The 21,441-nt window shown below is 72.3% G+C and carries 19 protein-coding genes and 1 pseudogene; 6 read left to right on the forward strand and 14 right to left on the reverse strand.

Annotated features, from left to right (window positions below):
- Positions 1 to 108 precede the first annotated feature (108 nt).
- Entirely contained in the window at positions 109 to 1,551 is a 1,443-nt protein-coding gene (locus tag PH203_RS38615) for a PLP-dependent aminotransferase family protein (protein WP_289926419.1), read from the reverse strand.
- A gap of 47 nt (positions 1,552 to 1,598) precedes the next feature.
- Between PH203_RS38615 and PH203_RS38620 the strand changes: the two are divergent.
- A pseudogene (locus PH203_RS38620) lies at positions 1,599 to 2,435 on the forward strand (DMT family transporter); the annotation flags it as partial.
- 33 nt (positions 2,436 to 2,468) lie between these two features.
- Here PH203_RS38620 and PH203_RS38625 read toward each other — a convergent pair.
- Positions 2,469 to 3,299 carry an alpha/beta fold hydrolase gene (locus PH203_RS38625; RefSeq protein ID WP_289926421.1) on the reverse strand — a complete coding sequence of 277 codons (831 nt, stop codon included), beginning with the start codon at positions 3,297 to 3,299 and terminating at the stop codon, positions 2,469 to 2,471.
- Between the two features lie 139 nt (positions 3,300 to 3,438).
- On the opposite strand from PH203_RS38625, the gene PH203_RS38630 reads away from it, so the two are divergent.
- Entirely contained in the window at positions 3,439 to 4,323 is an 885-nt protein-coding gene (locus PH203_RS38630) for an RNA polymerase sigma-70 factor (protein ID WP_289926422.1), read from the forward strand.
- Positions 4,324 to 4,568: 245 nt separating this feature from the next.
- The gene (locus PH203_RS38635; RefSeq protein ID WP_289926424.1) at positions 4,569 to 5,330 is read left to right on the forward strand and encodes a GntR family transcriptional regulator; all 762 of its coding nucleotides are present in this window, start codon (positions 4,569 to 4,571) and stop codon (positions 5,328 to 5,330) included.
- A gap of 103 nt (positions 5,331 to 5,433) precedes the next feature.
- Here the strand turns inward: PH203_RS38635 and PH203_RS38640 are convergent, their stop codons facing one another.
- The 3 genes from PH203_RS38640 to PH203_RS38650 form a co-directional block, all read right to left on the reverse strand.
- Positions 5,434 to 6,591 carry an ROK family transcriptional regulator gene (locus tag PH203_RS38640; protein ID WP_289926425.1) on the reverse strand — a complete coding sequence of 386 codons (1,158 nt, stop codon included), beginning with the start codon at positions 6,589 to 6,591 and terminating at the stop codon, positions 5,434 to 5,436.
- 112 nt (positions 6,592 to 6,703) lie between these two features.
- On the reverse strand, positions 6,704 to 7,366 hold the full coding sequence (locus tag PH203_RS38645) for a response regulator transcription factor (protein ID WP_289926426.1): 663 nt from the start codon (positions 7,364 to 7,366) through the stop codon (positions 6,704 to 6,706).
- 14 nt (positions 7,367 to 7,380) lie between these two features.
- Positions 7,381 to 8,550 carry a histidine kinase gene (locus PH203_RS38650; protein WP_289926428.1) on the reverse strand — a complete coding sequence of 390 codons (1,170 nt, stop codon included), beginning with the start codon at positions 8,548 to 8,550 and terminating at the stop codon, positions 7,381 to 7,383.
- Positions 8,551 to 8,658: 108 nt separating this feature from the next.
- Between PH203_RS38650 and PH203_RS38655 the strand changes: the two genes are divergently transcribed.
- From PH203_RS38655 to PH203_RS38665, 3 genes are read left to right on the forward strand one after another with little or no spacing between them, the layout of a single operon-like run.
- On the forward strand, positions 8,659 to 9,579 hold the full coding sequence (locus tag PH203_RS38655; RefSeq protein WP_289926430.1) for an ABC transporter ATP-binding protein: 921 nt from the start codon (positions 8,659 to 8,661) through the stop codon (positions 9,577 to 9,579).
- Between the two features lies 1 nt (position 9,580).
- The gene (locus PH203_RS38660; protein ID WP_289926431.1) at positions 9,581 to 10,318 is read left to right on the forward strand and encodes an ABC transporter permease; all 738 of its coding nucleotides are present in this window, start codon (positions 9,581 to 9,583) and stop codon (positions 10,316 to 10,318) included.
- Positions 10,319 to 10,359: 41 nt separating this feature from the next.
- The gene (locus PH203_RS38665) at positions 10,360 to 10,746 is read left to right on the forward strand and encodes a hypothetical protein (protein ID WP_289926433.1); all 387 of its coding nucleotides are present in this window, start codon (positions 10,360 to 10,362) and stop codon (positions 10,744 to 10,746) included.
- A gap of 4 nt (positions 10,747 to 10,750) precedes the next feature.
- On the opposite strand, the gene mug is transcribed toward PH203_RS38665, so the two are convergent.
- From mug to PH203_RS38710, 9 genes are all read right to left on the reverse strand, one after another.
- A complete protein-coding gene (mug, locus tag PH203_RS38670; protein WP_289926435.1) occupies positions 10,751 to 11,296 on the reverse strand; it encodes a G/U mismatch-specific DNA glycosylase in 546 nt (181 codons plus the stop codon).
- Between the two features lie 30 nt (positions 11,297 to 11,326).
- Complete coding sequence (purB, locus tag PH203_RS38675; RefSeq protein ID WP_289926437.1) at positions 11,327 to 12,769, reverse strand: adenylosuccinate lyase; 1,443 nt, start codon at positions 12,767 to 12,769, stop codon at positions 11,327 to 11,329.
- Positions 12,770 to 12,907: 138 nt separating this feature from the next.
- Positions 12,908 to 13,681, reverse strand: a complete 774-nt coding sequence (locus PH203_RS38680) for an SGNH/GDSL hydrolase family protein (RefSeq protein ID WP_289926439.1) — start codon at positions 13,679 to 13,681, stop codon at positions 12,908 to 12,910.
- Between the two features lie 69 nt (positions 13,682 to 13,750).
- Complete coding sequence (locus PH203_RS38685) at positions 13,751 to 14,764, reverse strand: hemolysin family protein (protein ID WP_289926441.1); 1,014 nt, start codon at positions 14,762 to 14,764, stop codon at positions 13,751 to 13,753.
- On the reverse strand, positions 14,761 to 16,104 hold the full coding sequence (locus PH203_RS38690) for a hemolysin family protein (protein WP_289926443.1): 1,344 nt from the start codon (positions 16,102 to 16,104) through the stop codon (positions 14,761 to 14,763). Before PH203_RS38690 ends, PH203_RS38685 begins: the two co-directional genes overlap by 4 nt.
- Positions 16,105 to 16,261: 157 nt before the next feature.
- The gene (locus PH203_RS38695; protein WP_289926444.1) at positions 16,262 to 16,687 is read right to left on the reverse strand and encodes a GNAT family N-acetyltransferase; all 426 of its coding nucleotides are present in this window, start codon (positions 16,685 to 16,687) and stop codon (positions 16,262 to 16,264) included.
- 56 nt (positions 16,688 to 16,743) lie between these two features.
- On the reverse strand, positions 16,744 to 17,604 hold the full coding sequence (locus PH203_RS38700) for an LLM class F420-dependent oxidoreductase (RefSeq protein ID WP_289926445.1): 861 nt from the start codon (positions 17,602 to 17,604) through the stop codon (positions 16,744 to 16,746).
- Positions 17,605 to 18,002: 398 nt separating this feature from the next.
- Positions 18,003 to 20,570, reverse strand: a complete 2,568-nt coding sequence (locus tag PH203_RS38705; protein WP_289926446.1) for an ABC transporter permease — start codon at positions 20,568 to 20,570, stop codon at positions 18,003 to 18,005.
- 4 nt (positions 20,571 to 20,574) lie between these two features.
- On the reverse strand, positions 20,575 to 21,426 hold the full coding sequence (locus PH203_RS38710) for an ABC transporter ATP-binding protein (RefSeq protein WP_289926447.1): 852 nt from the start codon (positions 21,424 to 21,426) through the stop codon (positions 20,575 to 20,577).
- Positions 21,427 to 21,441: the final 15 nt, after the last annotated feature.

The raw sequence follows: 21,441 nt of genomic DNA on the forward strand, positions 1-21,441 counted from the left end.
CGAGGGGATGTACGGCGGCGGTCATTCGGTGGTCATTCGGCGGTCACCCGCCGCTCGCCCCCCGGCCTTCCCGTGCTTGCTCCGGCGTGCACTTCCCGGCCGCGACCGTCACTCGCGCGCCGCGGCCATCAGGCGTACGCCCGCACGGATGCGCGCGGGGGACAGATGTGCGTATCCCAGCACCAGGCGCACCTCCGGCGAATCCTCGGCACGCGCGTGCGTGCAGTCGGACAGCGGACGCAGCGCCACTCCGGCCGCGGCCGCGCGCGCGAGGAAGCGTGACTGGGGCCCGTACCGCTCCGGCAGCGTGGCGATGACGTGCAGTCCCGCCGCGATCCCGGACACCTGAGTGCCGGGGAAGTGCTCCTCCAGAGCGGCGACGAGCGCGTCGCGCCGCTCGCGGTAGGCGCGCTGGCAGCGGCGCAGCTGACGGTCGTAGTCGCCGCGCTCCACGAACCGCGCGAACAGCGCCTGGTCCAGGGTGGGATGGCCGAGGTCCATGGTGCGCTTGCGCTCGACGACCTCGTCGGCGAGCGACTCGGGCACGAGCAGCCAGCCGAGCCGCAGCCCCGGGGCGAGCGACTTGCTGACCGATCCCGTGTACGCGACCCGGTCCGGGTCGAGGCCCTGGAGCGCGCCGACGGGGGCGCGGTCGTAGCGGAAGTCGCCGTCGTAGTCGTCCTCCAGGAGGAACCCGTCCACCGACCGCGCCCAGTCGAGCAGTTCGGTACGGCGACGCGCGGAGCAGGCGATCCCGGTGGGGTACTGGTGGGCGGGCGTCGTCACCACGGCCCGTACGCCCGAGGCCTGCAGCCGGTCCATGGCGAGCCCCTCGTCGTCGAGCGGTACGGGCACCGTGGTCATGCCGGCCGCGGCGTAGAGGTCGTCGTGCTGGGGGCTGCCCGGATCCTCCACGCCCACCTCGCGCAGCCCGCGCGCGTGCAGTGCGAGACCGAGCAGGGTCGACGCCTGCGCCACCCCGGACACGACCACGATCCGCTCCGGATCGGCGACCACGCCCCGGCGGCGCACGAGCAGTTCGGCCAGGGCGGTGCGCAGGCGCGGCAGTCCGCGTGGGTCGGGGTAGCCGAGTTCGTGGTGCGGCAGCTCGGCCAGCACCCCGCGTTGTGCCGCGGCCCAGGCGGCGCGCGGGAACAGCGACAGGTCGGGTGTGCCGGGCACGAAGTCGGCGCGGGCGCCGGGAGTGCGCGGCGCGAGGTCACGCGCGCGTGGGCGGGCGGAGCGGACCGCGCCGCCCACCCAGGTCCCCGCACCCCGTCCACTGCGCAGATAGCCCTCGGCCGTCAACTGCTCGTACGCCTCGGTGACCAGCCCGCGCGACACCCCGAGGTCACCGGCCAGATCCCGGCTCGACGGCAACCGGGTCCCCGGCGCGAGCCGGCCCGACCGCACCGCCTCCCGCAGCGCCGCCTGCAGGGACCGTCCACGCGTGCGTGCGGGCGCGGAGGCGGCGGGGAGAAGCACCTCCCACGCGGCGGAGCCGGCCCGGTCCTCCGCGGACGGCTGCCGATTGGTCTTCGATGGCGTCATGGAAATGGACCTTAATGCGGGCCGCCGGACTTCCTAGCGTCGCTCCCATGAACGCCACCTCCACCCGCGGAGCCCTTCTCGCCGCCTTCGCCTGCGTCCTCGTCGGCGCGTCCTTCACCGCCAACAGCGTGCTCGGCGACTACCCGTACGCGGGCGGCCAGTTCCTGCGCTACGGCCTGGCGTGTCTGCTGCTCCTGCCGCTGGTGGGACGGGGCGCGTGGTCCCGGCTGCGGGCACTCGGGCCCCGCCGGTGGGCCCGTCTCGGACTGCTCGCGGCCGTCGGGATGGTCGGCTTCAACATGGCCGTCATCGCGGCGGAGCGCACGGCCGAGCCGGCGGTGCCGGGTGTCTTCGTGGGCTGTGCGCCGGTGGCGGTGGCCGTCCTCGTCCCGCTCCTCGACGGCCGCCGACCTCAGCGCACGGTTCTGTACGGGGCGTCGCTCGTCGCCCTGGGGGCCTTCACGGTCCAGGGGTGGGGGCGTACGGACGGGGCGGGCCTCGCCTGGTCCGGGTGCGCGCTGGCCGGTGAGGTCGGCTTCGCGGTGCTAGCCGTACCCGTGCTGCGGCCCCTGGGACCTCGGCTGCTGTCGGCCACCGTGTGCGGTTTCGCCGCGCTGGAGTCCCTCGCCGCCGGACTGCTCGTGGACGGCACCGGGTGGCTGCGGCGGCCCGACGGGACCGAGGCCGCCGCGCTGCTGTGGCAGGCGGCGGTCGTCACGGTCGTCGGCTTCGTGTGCTGGTACATCGGCATGCAGCGGATCGGCGCGGAGCGCGCCACCCTCTTCTCCGGCCTCATCCCGGTCGCCGCGGCCTGCACCGCCCCGCTCGTCGGGACCGGGTCCTACGGCGCCGCCCAGGCCTTCGGGAGCGCCCTCGTCGGCGCCGGAGTCGCCCTGGGATCCGGTGCGTTGACGAGGTCAGCGACTGCCGTCGAGGATCACGCGCGCGACGAGGGCCGGGTCGTCGTTCATCGGACAGTGGCCGCACCCGGGCAGCCGTACGAGGCGCGCCTTGGGGATGATCCGCTTGGCCCGGACCCCCTGCCGACGCAGCAGCAGCCGGTCCTTGCTGCCCCAGGCCACGGTGACCGGGACGCCGGGGACGTCGTCGACGAACTGCACGGAGCCGCCCGCGCGGAGGGTCTCGGTGAAGCCCGTGGCGTTCACCAGCGCGAGCGTCTCGGCGACGACGGCCTCGGGTGAACGGCGGCCCGGCCGGGCGTAGATGGTGCTCGTCAGCGCGGTACGGCCGGCCGCCGACCGCGACAGCCGCTCGACCATCGGCAGCGGCATCCGCAGGGCTATGCCCCGCATCGCGAGGAGCACGGTGAAGGCGTAGCGCCGCTCCGCCTCCGACCAGAACCCGGCCGGGGACAGCGCGGTGACGGACCGTACGAGCTTCTCCCGGCCGAGCTCCAGGGCGAGCAGACCGCCGAGCGAGTTGCCCGCGACGTGGGGGCGGTCGAGCTCCAGGGCCTCGCAGAACCCCCGGAACACGGCGGTCGTGGTCGCCAGGTCGTACGCCAGCCCGTCCGGCAGACCGGGGGAGGCACCGAACCCGGGCAGGTCCACGGAGATCACGTCGCGCTCGGTCGCCAGGATGTCCACGACCGGGTCCCAGGCCTGCCGGTGGTGACCGATGCCGTGCAGCAGGAGCAGGGGTTCACCGCGGCCCACGCGCGCGTAGTCGACGGTCACGGTGCGCGGGCCGAGGGGGGTGGGGATCTCGAACGAGACGGTGGCGGCCATGGAGATGTGCTCCTCGTCTGGGACTCGCTGACGTACGGCGTAGACAGCTTGTCAGCAATTGCTACCGACGGGTAGCCCCGGGTGCGTCACGTTCCGAAACCGCCTGGACACCACCGGGCGGGTCGGATGGGATGGAGCCGTGACCACCGACACCCTGACCGACGAATTCGAAGAGCACCGTCCCGTCCTGCTGGGCGTCGCCTACCGCATGCTCGGGCGGGTGGCCGACGCCGAGGACGTGGTTCAGGAGGCATGGCTGCGCTGGTCCGGCGCCGACCGGAGCGAGGTGCGCGAACCGCGCGGCTACCTGGTGCGCATCACGACCCGCCTCGCCATCGACCGGCTGCGCCAGGTCAAGGCGCGCAACGAGGCGTACGTCGGCCCCTGGCTCCCGGAACCGTACGTCACCGACTTCGGGGACGCCGTCCCGGACACCGCGGAGCGCGCCGTGCTCGCCGACTCCGTCTCCCTCGCCGTCCTTGTCGTCCTGGAGTCCCTGTCGCCCCTGGAGCGGGCGGTGTTCGTGCTCAGGGAGGCCTTCGGTTATCCCTTCGCGGACATCGCCGCCATGCTCGACCGCGGCGAGGCGGCGGTGCGCCAGCTCGCCGGACGCGCGCGCAGGCACGTCGAGGAACGCAAGCCCCGCTACGAGGTCGACCCCGCCCAGCGCAAGGACCTGACAGAACGTTTCCTCGCCGCCGCCGAGGGAGGCGACCTGGAGGCCCTCATGGCGATGCTGGCCCCGGACGTCCGCCTGGTCGGCGACAGCGGCGGCAAGTCCCGGGCGCCGCTGCGGGTCCTGGAGACGGCCGACCACGTGGGCCGCTTCATGGTCGGCGTCGCGCAGAAGGGCGTCGAGGACATGTCCTACCGGTTCCTGGAGCTCAACGGCGGTCCCGCGATCCTGGTCCTGTCGGGCGGCAAGCCCGACTCGGTCATCCAGGTCGACATCGCCGACGGCCGGATCCAGTCGGTCTACATCGTCCGCAACCCCGACAAGCTGTTGTCCCTGGCCGTGCAGTAGACCGGGCAGGCACCGGCACGAAGCCCCCGTCCCGCGACGGGGGCTTTGCCGTCGTGTCACGCACATGGCCTCGTGCGAACGCCTCATGAACGCTCTGCGGCACCCGCCCTGTGCGTTCCCCAAGGGATCGAGGATTGGTCTTGACCAAGGGTGGGGGCCGTCCTATGGTCGCAGAGAAGTGAAACAACCTTTAATAAACAAGGGCGCTAAAACGCCGCCGGGCCACGGCGATTGCGGAGGACAGGGTGGGGACCACGCAGCTGGAATCGGTGCCGGAGCCGAAGTACTGGCACCTCAAGACCGTGCTCACCGAAGCACTGGACTCCGAGTTCTCGGTGGGTGAGATCCTGCCCAACGAGCGCGATCTCGCCGCCCGGTTCGGCGTCGCTCGCGCCACGCTCCGCCAGGCCCTCGAACAGCTGGAGCTGGAAGGCCGCCTCCAGCGCCGTCGCGGGGTCGGCACGACCGTTGCCCCGCCCCGCGTGGGCGTCGCCGTCGGCACCGAGCAGCACATCTGGCCGGGCACGGCCACGGACGCCTGGCAGCCCGTGGACAGCACGGTGGAGGCCCCGTCGGCGGCCGTCGCCGCGGCGCTGGAAATCGGCCACGACCAGTCCGTGCACATCGTGCGCCGGTCCCGTATGACGCACGGCCAGCCCGTCGCCGCGGAGCTCCTCTACATCCCCGAGGCCTCGGTTCCCGAGCTCTCCGCCATAGACGCCCCGTCCGGACCGGCACGCGCGCGTGCCGTGCTGCGCGAACTGCAGCGCCTGGAACTGGAGGGTCAGGACAGCGCCGTCGAGCTGGGCTCGGCCCGCGCGGACGACGCCAAGCAGCTGGACCGGCTTCCGGGCGCGCCCGTCCTCGTCGTGACGACCCGTTTCTTCGCCGAGGGCCGCACCGCCGCGCTCTCCGTCGCCACCTACCGCGCCGACACCTGCCGGCTGACCTTCGGCGACTCCGGCGGCGTGGAGATCCATCAGGACCCGGAACGCCGCGCGTCCTGACCGTCGTAGCGCCGAACGTCTGGTGCCCCGGAGCAACTCCGGGGCACCAGACGTTCTTCGAGCACCAGGGGCAACAAGCGCCTCTCCAGCAACAGCGGCCCCGTCAGCGTCGTGCCGTCACCGTGCCCTCGACGGCGAACAGCTGCTCCTCCACATGGTCCAGGGCCAGCCGCAGCGCACCCGTCGCCACGGCGGCCTCGCCGAGCAGCGACAGGGTCACCTTCGGCGGCCGCAGACAGTAGCGCGCCAACTCGCGGCGCAGCGGCTCCAGTACGTCGTCGAGGCCGGTCGCCCAGCCGCCGATGACGACCAGTTCCGGGTCGAGGGCGAGCGCGAGGGCGGCCACGTCGTGGACGAGCCGCTGGATGAAGCGGTCGACGGCCGCGCGGGCCCGCTGGTCGCCCTCGCGCGCCTGCGCGAAGACCTCGGCGACCGCCTGTTCGTCGAGGGGATGCAGCGGCTCGTCCGTGGTGGACAGCAGCTTCTCCGGCGTCACCTCGCGCCCGAGCAGATGCAGCGCACCGATCTCACCGGCCGCGCCCCCGTAACCCCGGTGCAGCCGCCCGCCGATCAGGGAGCCCGCGCCCGGGCTCAGTCCGGCCAGCACGAACACGACGTCGTCGGACTCGGTGGCGGCGCCCTTCCAGTGCTCGGCGACCGCCGCGGCGTTGGCGTCGTTCTCGACCAGGACCGGGCACTTGAAGGAACGGCTCAGCCGCTCGCCCAGCCGCAGCCCCGTCCACTCGGGAAGCGCGGCGCACAGCCGTACCGTGCCGTCCGCCTCGACGATCCCCGGCGAGGCGACCCCCACCGCCCGCAGCGAATCGCGCGAGACCCCGGCCCGGCGCAGCAGCTCGGCGACCGCGGTCCGCAGCCGCTCCAGGCGCTCGTCGGCCGGCGCCGACTCGTCGACGTCCTTGGCCACGGCACCGAGCACCCGCCCGTCCAGATCGGCGAGCAGCGCCGCCACCCGGTGCGACCCGATGTCGAGCCCCAGCAGATGCCCCGCCTCGGCCCGGAACCGGAACCGCCGGGCCGGCCGCCCCTGCCGCCTCACGACACTCTCGTCGGCCGCCTTCTCGACGACGTAGCCCGCCTCGATGAGCCCCTCGACCACACCCTCGACGGTCGGCCGGGACAGGCCGGTCACCCGAGTGATCTCGGTCAGCGTCGCGCAGTCCGTGGCGCGCAGCGCGTGCAGCACCACCGCGGAATTGATCCTTCGCAGCAGCGAGGGATCCCCGCCGGTCAGCCGCCCCAACGTCCGTCCTCCCAGCTCGTGCGCGTGTTGGGCGGATCGTACTCGGCGCGGCGGACCCCGGCGAGTGCGGGGACGCGAGAGATCGCCGGACGACCCGGACGACGAGATCCGGTCAGCCGGGCGCCACGAACCCGGACTCGTACGCCGCGATCACCGCCTGTGTGCGATCCCGCGCCCCGAGCTTCGCCAGTACGCCGCTGACGTGCGACTTCACGGTCTCCGTCCCGACGACCAGCCGGGCGGCGATCTCCGCGTTCGACAGCCCGCGCGCCATCAGCCGCAGCACCTCCGCCTCCCGGTCGGTCAGCTGGGCCCGCTCCATCGCCGCCCGGGCCGCACGGTTCCCGCCGCCCTCGCCGTACTCGGCGGCCAGCTGCCGCACCGACGCCGGGAACAGCAGCGACTCGCCCTCGGCCACCAGCCGCACCGCGTGCACGATCTCCGCCGGCCGGGCCCGCTTCAGCAGAAACCCGTCGGCTCCGGCCCGCAACGCCTCGTACACGTACTCGTCGTTCTCGAACGTCGTCACCACGAGGATCTTCGGCGGCCCGTCCACCGTCCGCAGCACCGCGCGCGTGGCCTCGATCCCGTCCAGCAGCGGCATCCGTACGTCCATGGCGACCACGTCGGGCCGCAGTTGCCGCACCAGCGGGATCACCGCCGCCCCGTCCGCCGCCTCACCGACGACCTCGATGTCGGGCTGCGCCTCCAACACGGCACGAAGACCCGCGCGTACGAGGGGTTCGTCGTCGACGAGGAGAACGGTGACCGGCATCCGGCCAGCGTAGATCAGCGCAGCGGCAGCTCCACATGCACCTGCCAGTCACCTTGGTCCGGGCCGGTTCGCGCACGTCCGCCCAGGAGGGCCGCACGCTCGCGTATGCCACGCAGGCCGCTGCCCCGCCCGGGCCCGGGTATCTGGGCGGTGAGCGGATTGCGCACCTCCAGGGCGAGATTGCCGTCGCCGACCTCGATACGGATCCGCACGGGCACGGCCCCCGCATGCCGCAGCACATTGGTCAGCGACTCCTGGAGGATGCGATAGCCCTCCCGGGAGACCGGCCCCGGCACGGTGTCCAGCGGCCCCGTCAGGTCGGCGTCGACCTTCGCGCCCGAGGCGCGCGCCGACTCCAGCAGACGGTCGGCGTCCGTGAGCGTCGGCCGGCTGCTGACCGGCCGCTCGGACTCGCGGAGGATGCCGAGGACCCGTTCGAGATCCTCCAGCGCGGCCCGCCCCGTCTCCTCGATGGCGCCCAGGGCCCGGTCGGTGAAGGCGGGATCGCCCGCCGCACGCGCGGCACCTGCCTGGACCACGGCCACGGTCAGGGCGTGCCCGATGGAGTCATGGAGCTCACGGGCGATGCGGGTGCGCTCCAGAAGCTGCTCGGTGCGCTCCTCCATGGCGGCGAGGCGCTCGGCGGGGGAGGGACCCAGGAGGCGGTGGGCGAGAGCGGTGATCAGCAGGCCCGGCCCGACCACGAGCGCCCCCACCACGGCCAGCACCGGGGGGACGAGCAGGGCGTGCCACCAGGCGTGGCCGCCGGGCAGGAACAGCGCGCCTCCGGCCACGTCACGGCCGGACGCGGACAGCGTCAAGTCCACCGCGGCGACGAGCAGTCGGACGATGAGCATCGCGGTCAGGCAGCCGATCAGCAGCCGCGCCTCCAACCACACCACGACCCGCCCCCGGTCGCTCCAGGAGGCGGACGGCGCGACCACGATGTCGGAGCTCCGGCTGTCGTGCCGGTGACCGGTCAGCAGCAGCCTGGCCTGCAGCCCCTCCACGGTGCGCATCGCGGGCACCAGGCCGGCGGGCACGAGCAGCGCGCCCGCCAGCACCCAGGTCCACCACGCCTCCTCGACGAACAGCCACATCGACGGCCACACGATCGCGATGAACAGATGCAGCAATCGTGTGTACGTCACCACCCGGCCGAACGGGCGCAGCAAGCGGACCATCCCGTCATCGTGCCAGCCGCCACTGACAACGGGCCTCCCCCGCACGGGGGAGACGATCTCCACCCGCGGGGGAGGCCCCACCCCCGTCCCACCGGCCAGGCTGCTGCCATGACCAGCATCGAAGTCCAGAACCTCACCAAGGAGTTCGGCACCCGGCGAGCCGTGGACGACCTCACCTTCACCGTCCGCCCCGGCCGCGTCACCGGCTTCCTCGGCCCCAACGGCGCGGGAAAGTCCACCACCATGCGGCTCGTCCTCGGCCTGGACCGGCCGACGTCCGGCACCGCCACGCTCGGCGGCCGCGCCTACGCAACGCTCGGCGAACCCCTGCGGCAGGTGGGCGCCCTTCTCGATGCACAGGCCGCGCACGGCTCCCGAACCGGCCGCAACCACCTGCGCACGCTGGCCGTGAGCAACCGCATCCCCGACCGCCGGGTCGACGAGGTGCTGGAGGAAACCGGCCTGGCGTCGGTGGCGGGCCGCCGGGTGAAGACGTACTCCCTGGGCATGCGCCAACGGCTCGGCATCGCGGCCGCGCTGCTCGGCGACCCCGGGGTGGTCATGCTCGACGAACCCTCCAACGGCCTCGACCCCGAAGGCATCATCTGGATCCGCGAGCTGCTGCGCCGGCTCGCGGCGGAGGGGCGCACGGTGCTGGTCTCCAGCCACCTCATGAGCGAGACCGCGTCCTTCGCCGACCACCTCGTGGTCCTCGGCAAGGGGCGGCTCCTGGCCGACACCCCGATGCGGGAGTTCATCCACGCACGCGTGCAACCGGCCGTACGCATCCGCACCACGGACCCGACCGGCCTCAAGGCGACCCTCGCCCGGCACGGCCACGACGTCGCCGAGCACGTGGACGGGCACTGGACCGTGCACCACGCGCGCGTGGACGAGATCGGCCGCATCGCGTCCGCCGCCGGCGTCCCGATCCTCGAACTCGCCGCAGAGGAGGGCACCTTGGAGCAGGCCTATCTGGATCTGACCGCCACCGAGACCGAGTTCACCGCACAGCCGCAGGAGGCCTGACATGTCGTTCGTACACCGGCGAGTACCCGTGCTCCACTCCGAGTGGCTGAAGATCCGTACGCTGCGGTCCCTTCTCGGGGCGCTGCTGGCGCTGTTCGGGGCCACCACCGCCTTCTCCGCGCTCGCCGGCGTCTCGGAGACGTCCGACCCGGAGTTCGATCCGCTGTTCACGGCACTGTCCGGAGTCACACCCGGTCAGATCGCCGCGATCGCCTTCGGCGCGATGGCCGTGTCCTCGGAGTTCCACGGGGGTGGACTCCGGGTGTCGCTGGCCGCGGTCCCGCAGCGCGGCCGGTGGTTCGCGGCCAAGGCGGCCGCCATCGCCGTACCCACGCTGGCTGTGGGCCTGGTGACGGCCTTCGCCGCGCTGCTGGTGGCGAAGGCGGGCCTGGGGGAGGCGGCGAGCGGACTCACCGTCGCGGAGCAGGCGCGGGGCGTCGTCGGCTGCGGCATCTACCTGACGCTGATGGCGCTGCTCGCGGCCGGACTCGCGGCCCTGCTGCGCAGCGGCGTGGGTGCGCTGTCCCTGCTGATCCCGTTCATCCTCGTCGTCTCGTTCGTGATCGGCGACGTGGCCGGCGGCGCGACCGACTTCATGCCGGACCGGGCCGGACAGATCGTCCTGTACGAGACGCACGACGGCCCGCTGGGACCCTGGTCCGGGCTCGGGGTGACCGCGCTGTGGACGGCGGCGGCACTGCTCGCGGGGGCGTGGAGCGTACGGCGCAGGGATGCCTGACGGCACGCCAGTTGTCAGTGGGACCGGCTTTACTGGATCACATGGACATCGCGAAGGACCTCGCTCTGATCGACGCCCTGTGCGCCCGGGACTTCCCCGCGGAGCACAGCGGCTGTCACACCGCGTGGTTAGGGCCGGGTGACTGGCCGGACGCGAGCGATTGCTACGCCTATGAAGCGGCTGTCGTCGCACGGCTGACGGAGCGATGGGGAGAGCCGTCGCGCTGGGGGACCGTGACACTGGAGGTGCGCATCGCGCGGGGTGAGGTCATACCCGAACCCTGGGCGACGCTCACCGCCCTGGCTGTCGACGTGCATACGTGGATCGAGCCCGTCAGCCGCCGCCACGTCACCCTGGCGGTCGCCGACCACGAAGAGGGGAACCAGCCGCAACTCTGGGTCGCCGTCACGGAGTCCGACCCGCCGTGACGGGTCAGGCCTCCGCCGCGAGCCGCAACCGCCCGAACTCCTCCGCCATCGTCGCCGCCGTCCAGTGCGCGTTCAGCCCGCTCGGATTCGGCAGCACCCACACGCGCGTGTCCCCGATCATCCGCTCCTGCGGGCCCACCCGGGCCTTCTTGTCGTCGAACGCCGCCCGGTACGCGGTGACTCCCACCACCGCCAGCCAGCTCGGCCGCAACCGCGCCACCTTCAACGCCAGTTGACGGCCGCCCTCGCGATACTCCTCAGCGCTCAGCTCGTCGGCCCGCGCGGTCGCCCGTGCCACGACGTTGGTGATCCCGAGCCCGTAGGACAGCAACTCCTCCTGCTCCGACGGCTTCAGGAGCCGGGGCGTGAACCCCGACAGGTGCAGCACCGGCCAGAAGCGGTTGCCGGGACGGGCGAAGTGATGGCCCGTCGCCGCGGTCATGAGCCCCGGGTTGATCCCGCAGAACAGCACACGGAGACCGTCCGCGACGACGTCCGGTACCAGACGGTCGCGGGCGGCCTCCAGCTCCGCGGGGGTGAAGCGAGCCATCGCGTGCGGCGGGTCAGACCGTGCGGCGGGTCAGAGGATCGCGCCGGGCGTGTAGCCCGCGGCCTCGGGGTGCTGCTTCACGATCTCCTCGATCCGGCCGACGACGACACCGACCTGGTCGGACGCGGCGCCGGTGAAGGAGAGCTTGTCGGCCATCAGCGCGTCCAGCTGGGCGCGGTCGAGCGGGATGCGCTCGTCGGCGGCCAGCTTGTCGAGGAGCTCGTTGCGCTCGGCGCCCTGCTCGCGCATCGCGAGCGCGGAGGCGACGGCGTTCTCCTTGATCGCCTCGTGCGCGACCTCACGGCCGACCCCCGCACGCACCGCGCCCATCAGCACCTTCGTGGTGGCGAGGAACGGCAGGTAACGGTCCAGCTCACGGGCGACGACGGCCGGGAACGCACCGAACTCGTCGAGCACCGTCAGGAACGTCTCCAGCAGACCGTCGAGCGCGAAGAACGCGTCGGGAAGGGCCACGCGGCGGACGACGGAGCAGGACACGTCGCCCTCGTTCCACTGGTCGCCCGCCAGCTCGCCGGTCATCGAGGCGTAGCCGCGCAGGATCACCATGAGGCCGTTGACCCGCTCGCAGGACCGCGTGTTCATCTTGTGCGGCATCGCGGAGGAACCGACCTGGCCCGGCTTGAAGCCCTCCGTCACCAGCTCGTGCCCGGCCATCAGGCGGATGGTCTTGGCGAGGGAGGACGGCGCGGCGGCCAGCTGCACCAGCGCGGTGACGACCTCGTAGTCGAGGGAGCGGGGGTAGACCTGCCCGACCGAGGTGAAGGCCTGCGAGAAGCCGAGGTGCCGGGCGATCCGGTTCTCCAGGTCCGCCAGCTTCGCCGCGTCGCCGCCGAGCAGGTCGAGCATGTCCTGCGCGGTGCCGACCGGGCCCTTGATGCCGCGCAGCGGATAGCGGCCGAGCAGCTCCTCGACCCGGCCGTACGCCACGAGCAGCTCGTCGGCGGCGGTCGCGAAACGCTTGCCCAGCGTCGTGGCCTGCGCCGCGACGTTGTGGGAGCGGCCGGCCATGACCAGCTCGCCGTACTCCCCGGCCAGCTTGCCCAGCCGTGCGAGGACGGCCACCGCACGGTCGCGCACCAGCTCCAGCGAGAGCCGGATCTGCAGCTGCTCCACGTTCTCGGTGAGGTCGCGGGACGTCATGCCCTTGTGGACGTGCTCGTGCCCGGCGAGGTCGTTGAACTCCTCGATCCGTGCCTTCACGTCATGCCGCGTGACCTTCTCGCGCTCGGCGATCGAGGCCAGGTCGACGGTGTCGAGAACACGCTCGTAGTCGGCGATCGCCTCGTCCGGCACCTCGATCCCGAGGTCCTTCTGGGCCCGCAGCACGGCGAGCCAGAGCTGGCGCTCCAGCTTCACCTTCTGCTCGGGCGACCAGAGCGTGGCGAGCTCGGCGGAGGCGTAGCGTCCGGCGAGGACGTTGGGGATGCGGGGCTTGGCGGGAGCGGAAGTCACGTGTACGGATTCTACTGGCGATTCGTGCAGGCCAGCGCCGCGGGTGCCTTCGGCGGATCGTACGAGACCTGGGTCACGCCGCCCGGGGCCACGGTGGCGAGCCGCTTCGATCAACGGTTTCGCCGCGGGCCCTCGCGGTCACTCCTCGTACGGCAGCAGATCCGGCCGCTTCGGCGGCAGCCCGTCACCGCTGGACCGCCCCGTCAACCGCCGCCCGATCCAGGGCAGCAGATGCTGCTTCGCGAACCGCGCGTCCGCCACCCGCCGTGCCACCCACCTCGGCGGCACGGTCGCCGCCATCGGGGTACGCCACTCCGTGTCCTCGGGGTCGTATCCGAGCGTCTGCCAGACCGCCTCGGCGACCCGCCGATGCCCCTCAGCGGTCAGATGCAGCCGGTCCACGTCCCACAGCCGAGGGTCGCTCAGCGACGGCGCCCCGTACAGGTCCACGACGGTCGCGCCGTGCTTCTCGGCCAGTTCGTCGACGCAGGCGAAGAGCTCCTCCATGCGGGGGCGGAAGCGCTCCAGGACCGGCCCCTGGCGGCCCGGGCTGCGCATCAGCACAAGCTGCTCGCAGGCAGGCGCGAGCCGTTCGACGGCCTCGGTCAGCAGACCCTGGACGCGCCCCATGTCGCACTTCGGCCGGAGGGCGTCGTTCAACCCGCCGACCAGCGTGATCACGTCCGGCCGCATGGCCACGGCGACGTCGACCTGCTCCTCGACGATCTGCTGGATCAGCTTCCCGCGCACCGCGAGGTTCGCGTACCGGAAGCCGGGCGTGACGGCGGCCATCCGGCCGGCCAGGAGGTCCGCCCAGCCCCGGTAGGAGCCGTCCGGGAGCAGGTCCGACATGCCCTCGGTGAAGGAGTCTCCGAGGGCGACGAGGCTGGTGTGTGTGGGGTTCTTCTGCATGGCGGAGGAAATGCTATCCCGTTCACATACCCGGCGGTCGGTCAGTCCGGGCCGCTGCCCGGGACAGGCTCACGCCCGCTGCCCGAACAGCTCCCGCAGCACGTCCTCCATCGTCACCAGCCCCGACAGCCGCCCGTCGTCCCCCAGCACCGCCGCGACATGCGTACGACTGCCGCGCATCGCCGTCAGGACGTCGTCCAGCGGCGTGCTCTCCCGCACGCGCGCGATGGGCCGCATGTCCCGTACCTGGAAGGCCAGGTCCCGCGGTGAGGCGTCCAGCGCGTCCTTCACATGCAGATAGCCGAGGATCCGCCGCCCGTCGTCCACCACCGGGAAACGCGAGAACCCGGACTCGGCCGACAGCCGCTCCAGCTGCTCCGGAGTGACGCCCACGCGCGCGTAGACGACCCGTTCCAGCGGGAGGACGACATCGCGCACGGGACGGCTGCCCAGCTCCAGGGCGTCGTGCAGTCGCTCACGCGTCCGGTCGTCGATGAGACCCGCCTCGTCGGAGTCCTTCACCAGACGGGCCAGCTCGGCGTCCGAGAAGGTCGCCGTGACCTCGTCCTTGGTCTCGACGCGCAGGAGCTTGAGCAGGGTGTTGGCGAAGGCGTTGATCGTGAAGATCACCGGCCGCAGCCCCCGGGACAGGGCGACCAGCGGCGGCCCGAGCACCAGCGCACTGCGCACCGGTTCCGCGAGGGCGATGTTCTTCGGCACCATCTCGCCCAGCAGCATGTGCAGATACGTCGCCAGGGTCAGCGCGATCACGAAGGACACCGCGTGTCCGGCGCTCGTCGGCACACCCAGCGCGTGGAACACGGGCTCCAGCAGATGCGCGATCGCCGGCTCGGCCACCACACCCAGGATCAGCGTGCACAGCGTGATGCCGAGCTGCGCCGCCGCCATCAGCGCCGAGACGTGCTGCAGACCCCACAGCACGCTCTTGGCGCGCCGGTCGCCCTCCTCGGCATACGGCTCGATCTGCGAACGCCGTACCGAGATCAGCGCGAACTCGGCGCCCACGAAGAAGGCGTTGACGACCAGGGTCGCCAGACCGATCAGCAACTGGATCGCGGTCACTTGCCGGCCTCCTCGTCAACGGATGCGGACGCGTCGTCCAGCGGCGCGTGCAGCAGCACGCGCGCGGCCCGCCGGCCCGACGCGTCCACCACGTCCAGCCGCCACCCGACGACTTCCACGGTGTCGCCGACCGCCGGGATACGGCCGAGCTCGGTCGCCACGAGGCCGGCCAGGGTCTCGTACGGCCCCTCGGGCGCCCTGAGTCCCACGCGCGCGAGCTGGTCGACACGGGCGGAGCCGTCGGCGGAGTACAGCACGCGGCCCTCGTCGTCGGTTCCGGCCGCGGCCAGGTCGGGTGTCTCGTGCGGGTCGTGCTCGTCGCGGACCTCGCCGACGACCTCCTCGACGATGTCCTCCAGGGTGGCCACGCCGGCGGTACCGCCGTACTCGTCGATCACCACGGCCATCGTGCGCTTGCCGGACAGCCGGTCAAGGAGCCGGTCCACGGTCAGCGACTCGGGGACCAGCAGCGGCTCGCGCATCAGCTCCGAGACGGGCACCCGGGGCCGGCGCTCGGCCGGCACCGCGAGGACGTCCTTGATGTGCGCGGTGCCCACGACCGAGTCGAGGTTGCCGCGGTAGACCGGGAAGCGGGACAGTCCTGTCGCGCGCGTGGCGTTCGCCACGTCCTCGCAGGTCGCCTGGGCGTCGAGGGCGATGACCTGGACGCGCGGGGTCATCACGTTCTCCGCGGTGAGGTCGGCGAGGTTCAGGGTCCGTACGAACAGTTCGGCGGTGTCGGCCTCCAGGGCGCCCTCCTTGGCGGAGTGCCGGGCCAGGGCCGCCAGCTCCTGGGGCCCGCGCGCGGCCGCCAGCTCCTCGGTCGGCTCCACACCGAAGAGGCGCACGATGCGGTTCGCCGTGTTGTTGAGGTGCGTGATGAACGGGCGGAACGCGGCGCTGAACCAGCGCTGCGCGTTGCCCACCCGCTTGGCCACGGCCAGCGGCGAGGAGATCGCCCAGTTCTTCGGCACCAGTTCGCCCACGACCATCAGGACGACGGTCGACAGGGCCGTACCGAGCACCAGCGCGACGGAGGACGCGGCGGACCGGGAGATGCCCAGCGACTCCAGCGGGCCCGCGATCAGCTTGGCGATCGACGGTTCGGCGAGCATGCCGACGACCAGGTTGGTGACGGTGATGCCGAGCTGTGCACCGGAGAGCTGGAAGGTCAGATTGCGTACGGCCTTGAGGGCGCCTGACGCGCCCCGCTCACCGCGCTCGGCCGCCCGCTCCAGGGCGCCGCGCTCGACCGTGGTCAGCGAGAACTCCGCGGCGACGAAGGCACCGCAGGCTAGCGAGAGCAGGATCGCCACGAGCAGGAGGAGCACTTCGGTCATCGGGTCACCTCCGTCCCATGATCGGACAGGGTGCGGGGGATCGCGCGATCTCGCGTACTACTGGGAGGCTCGCCCATGGGCGGACGCTCACACCTTTCATTGGAGGACCGAGTGGTCCCCCAATGGTAAAGGACCGGCAAAGTGGATCGGTCGGCGGTCACACTGTGAGGTGCTTCACCCAGCGTCGCCACTTCTCCTCGGGCTCGTACCCGCCGGCCCGCCACGCGGCCTGTCCCGTCTCGTTGCGCACCAGCACCATCGCGTCCGCGCGGCGCCCGCCCAGCCGTACGAACCGCTCCTCCGCGGCCGCGAGCAGCGCCGAGCCGATGCCCTGGCGACGCCGCTCCGGGTGCACCGCGAGCCGGTACAGATGGCAGCGCCAGCCGTCGAATCCCGCGATCACCGTGCCGACCAGTTCCCCCTCCTGCTCGGCCAGGATCAGCGCCTCGGGGTCGCGCGCCACGAGCCGCTCCACCCCGTCCCGGTCGTCGCTGATGCTCGTGCCCTCGGCGGCGGTCTTCCAGAAGGCCAGTACGGCGTCGAGATCCTCGGGTGCGGCGGCGCGAAGGTGCAGTTCAGTCATACGGCGATCCCATCATGCACGCCGGACCGGTACGCCGAATTCCAGCATCCGGACGCTCACTTGCCGCCCAGCTCCGCGACGACCGGCGCGAACGCCTCCATGTACGGCTCCAGGACGGTCAGATAGGTGAAGCCGTACCGCTCGCGCTGGGCCAGCACCTGCGCGGTGATCTGCTCCAGGGTGCCGACCAGCAGGATCGGCAGCTCCAGCGCCTGCTCCACGGTCGCGCCCGGCACGCGTTCCACGAGCGGTGCCACAGCGGCCGCGCGGTCGTCGGTGACGACCACCATCTGGATGAGCAGGTTCAGCTCGGCCGGTTCCTTGCGGCCCGCCGCCAGCTCCTCGTACCGGGCGAGCCGGGCCTCGAAGTCCGCATCGGCCATCGGCACCAGCTTTCCCTCGGTGCTTCCCGTCACCAGGGACACGCCCGTGAACGCCGCGATGTCCGCGTGCTCGGCGGCGAGCCGCAGCGTCCGCTCCCCGTTGCCGCCGATCATCAACGGCACCGCGTCGGGCCCGAGCAGCCGCTCCAACTCCTCCACCGTGTGCCGCAGATGATCCACACGCGCGCGTGCCGAGCCGAACGGCAGCCCGGCGGCGTCGTGTTCCGCCTGTACGTACCCGGCGCCCAGCCCGAGCTCGAGGCGCCCGCCCGTCAGCGCGTCCGTCGTCGCCACCTCGCGCGCGAGCAACGCCGGGTTCCAGAAGCCCGCGTTGAGCACGAACGTGCCCAGCCGCGGCCGCTCGGTCACCGACGCCGCCGCGACCAGGGCCGGGAAGGGCGCCGGCATGCCCAGATGGTCGGGGACCAGGATCACGTCGTACCCGAGCTCCTCGGCCCGGCGGCTCTTGGCCCGCCACTCCTCGGCGGGCGCCGGGTCGATGAGGCTGACACCGAAGCGGAACGGACGCGGCATGAACTCTCCTCGGACGAAGACGACTTGAGATCAGACCGATTCCATCACCCACCGGCGACGACTGTCAGCGCGAGGGCCGCCGGCACGGACGGCCGCCGACGCGACGGTCACCGGCCCGCGACAGCCGCCGGCGCGGTAGTAGCCCTCCCGCGACGGGCCGTCGGCACGGCAGTCACCTGTCCTCGACGGCCGCCCGCACGGAGGTCACCGGCCCGCGACAGCCGCCGCCACGACACTCGTCCTGCCGCGACGGGGCGCCGACACGGCAGCCGCTCGGCCACGGCAGCAGGCGGCACGGCAGCCGCCCGGCCGTGACCGCCGCCGTCACGGCCGTCACCCGTCCACGACGGCCGCCCGCACCCCAGTCCACCGCCCTCTGGCGGCCGACACCCCGTCGCTCACTCGTGTGCGATCGCAGCCAGCACGTTCATCCGCGATGCACGGAGCGCCGGCAGCAGTGCCGCCACCACGCCCACCACCGCCGAGCCGACCACCACCGCGGCGATCGTGCCCCAGGGGATCGCCAGCGCCGACATGCCCTGCAGGGCGAGCACCTGCTGGGTGCACACGCCCCACACCAGGCCCAGTGCCAGTCCGAGGACCGCGCCGAAGACGGCGATGACCACCGACTCCAGGCGGATCATCCGCCGCAACTGGCGTCGGGCCAGGCCGATCGCCCGCAGCAGGCCGATCTCGCGGGTCCGTTCCACCACCGACAGGGCGAGGGTGTTCACCACACCCAGCACCGCGATGACGATCGCGAGGCCGAGCAGCGCGTACACGAGGTACAGCAGGACGGCGATCTGGTCGTGGATCAGTTCCTTGTAGTCGGCGAGGTCGCGCACCTGGACCTGCGGATACGGGTCGAGCGTCTTCTCCAGGGCCGCGCGCAGATCGTCCGGACCGGTACCGGACGCGGCGTTGACGTACAGCGCGGAGTCCTGCCCGCCCGGCGCGTACCGCTGGAGCGTCTCCAGGCCGAAGTAGATGCCGCCCTGTGTCCCGAAGCCCTCGGCGGTCTCCTGGTCGGTGAGGGCGCCGACCTTCAGCTCCGCCGTCTTGCGGCCCTGGAACTCGACGGGGACCGTGCCGCCGATGCGTACGCCGTGGTCGCGTGCGAAGTCGGCGTCCATGGCGAGGCTTCCGGGGGCGAGCGCGGCGGCCGTGTCGCCTTGGGCGTACGTGATGTTGGCGACCTCGTCGAGCTGCGGGTCGTAGGCCGCCGCGGCCGTCTCGACACGGTCGCCGTCCGGCAGCCGTACCGCGATCGTCGCGAACTGCGAGCGGACCACGAGCCCCACGCCGTCGGTGTCGCGGACCTTGTCGGTGACCTCCGCGGGGAAGGGCACGAAGTTGCTGTTCTGGATGACGAAGTCGGCGCCAAGCGTGTCGTCGATCTGCTGGTCGAAGGACTTGGTCATGGAGGCGCTGGCCACGGACATCCCGCCCACCAGGGCGAGCCCCACCATCAGCGCGGCGGCGGTGGCGCCGGTGCGGCGCGGGTTGCGCAGGGCGTTGCGCTGGCTCATCCGGCCGATCGAGCCGAACAGCGCCGGGAACGCCCCGCCGAGCACCCGGATCACCGGACGCACCAGCAGCGGTCCCGCGATCACGGTGCCGATCAGGGTCAGGACGACACCGAGGCCGAGCAGGGACGCCGACGAGGACGTGTCCGAGGAGAGCACACAGCCCACGAGGGCCGCCGCGCCGGCGCCGAAGACGGCGCCGCCCACCACGGCACGCATCCGCAACGGCCGCCCCACGCCCGCGATCTCGGCGTCCGCCAGCGCCGCCATCGGCGAGACACCGGCCGCACGCCGGGCCGGGAGGTAGGCCGCCACGAAGGTGACGCCGACACCGACGACGTATGCCGCGACCGGTGTTCCCCAACCGATCACCATCTCGCTGGACTTGATGTTCATGCCGAGCGTGTTCATCAGTGCGATGAGCCCGGCGGCGAGCCCGATCCCGGTCGCCAGGCCCAGCGTGGAGCCGACGAGGCCGAGCAGCATCGCCTCGGTCAGCACCGAGCGGCGGACCTGGCGGCGGTCGGCGCCCAGGGCGCGCAACAGGCCCAGTTCGCGGGTGCGTTGGGCGATCAGCATGGAGAAGGTGTTGACGATGAGGAAGACACCGACGAGGACGGCGATGCCCGCGAAGCCGAGCATGACGTACTTGATGACGTCGAGGAATCCGCCCAACTGCTCGACGTCCGACTTGGCCTGCTCGTCGGCGGTGCGGATCTCGTAGTCGCCGGTGCCGACGGCCGCGGCGATGCGCTGCTTCAACTGTGCGTCGGACACGCCCTCCTGGGCGTCCACGGAGATGCCGGTGGCGGCGTTCGCGTCGCCCAGCAGCTTGGTCTGCGCGGTCGGGGTGTCCAGGAAGAGCAGGGTCGCCCCGGGGTTGGTGGTGGTGAACGTGGCGATGCCCACGAGCCGGACCTCGAAGGTGCCCTGCGGTCCGATGACGCGGAGCGTGTCACCGATCTTCAGATCCTTGCGGTCGGCGGACTCCGAGTCGAGCAGGGCCTCGCCCGGGCCGTGCGGGGCATGACCGGAGGTGAGCTCGACGGGACTGCGCGGGCCGGGGCTCCAGTCGGTGCCGATGGTGGGGGCGCCGGTGGTCGAGCCGACCGCCTCGTTCTTGCTGTCGGCGACGGTGATGTTCTGGACCTCGGCCTCCAGGCGCGCGTCGGCGACCCCGTCGACCCGGGACACCTGGGCGAGGAGCGAGGCGGGCAGGGTGGCCGTCATGCCGGAGGGGATCGACTCGTCGAGGTCCTCGCGCGGGCTGACCGTGACATCGGGCGCGGTCGAGGCGAAGAGCCGGTCGAAGGTACGGCTCAGGGTGTCCGAGAAGATCAGGCTGCCCGCCACGAACGCGACGGACAGCACGACGGCCAGCGCGGACAGCAGCAGCCGTCCCTTGTGGGCGAGGAAGCTGCGGAGCGTCGCCTTCAGCACGGTCTCAGTCCTTGTCGAGGGAGGGGGCGTCCGGGGCGTCCGTGGGCGCGGCCTCCGGTGGCGGGCCCATTTCGTACTGCCCCCGGATCACGTCGAATCGCTTCATGCGTTCGAGAACCGCCTCCGCCGTCGGCCGCTCCATCTCGTCGACGATCCGTCCGTCCCCGAGGAAGAGCACCAGGTCGGAGTGGGCGGCGGCGCCCGGGTCATGGGTGACCATGACGACGGTCTGGCCCAGGTCGTCGACGGCCGAACGCAGGAAGCCGAGGACCTCCAGGCCGGCCCGAGAGTCCAGGTTGCCGGTGGGCTCGTCCGCGAAGATCAGCTCGGGCCGGGAGGCCAGCGCCCGGGCGCACGCCACGCGCTGCTGCTGGCCGCCGGAGAGCTGCGCGGGCCGGTGCCCCAGCCGGTCCCGCAGGCCCAGGGCGTCGATGACCTGGTCGAGCCACTTCTCGTCGGGCTTCTTGCCCGCGATGTCCATGGGCAGGGTGATGTTCTCGGCCGCGTTCAGGGTCGGGATCAGGTTGAACGACTGGAACATGAACCCGATCCGGTCCCGGCGCAGCCTTGTCAGGTCGCGCTCCTTCAGCCCCGTGATCTCGGTGTCGCCGAGCCACACCTCACCGGCCGAGACGGTGTCGAGCCCGGCCAGACAGTGCATCAGCGTGGATTTCCCCGAGCCCGACGGCCCCATGACCGCGGTGAAGCGGCCGCGTGCGATCTCCACGTCCACCGAGTCCAGGGCGAGCACGGTCGTCTCGCCCGAGCCGTACGCCTTGGTCAGACCACGGGCGCGGGCCGCGATCCCGTCGGCCGACGCATGGCCCCGGGCATGCTCCGCAGCAGGTGTGGACAAGGTTGCCTCCTCGTT

This window comes from Streptomyces sp. S.PB5, from assembly GCF_030403745.1.
GTDB lineage: Bacteria > Actinomycetota > Actinomycetes > Streptomycetales > Streptomycetaceae > Streptomyces.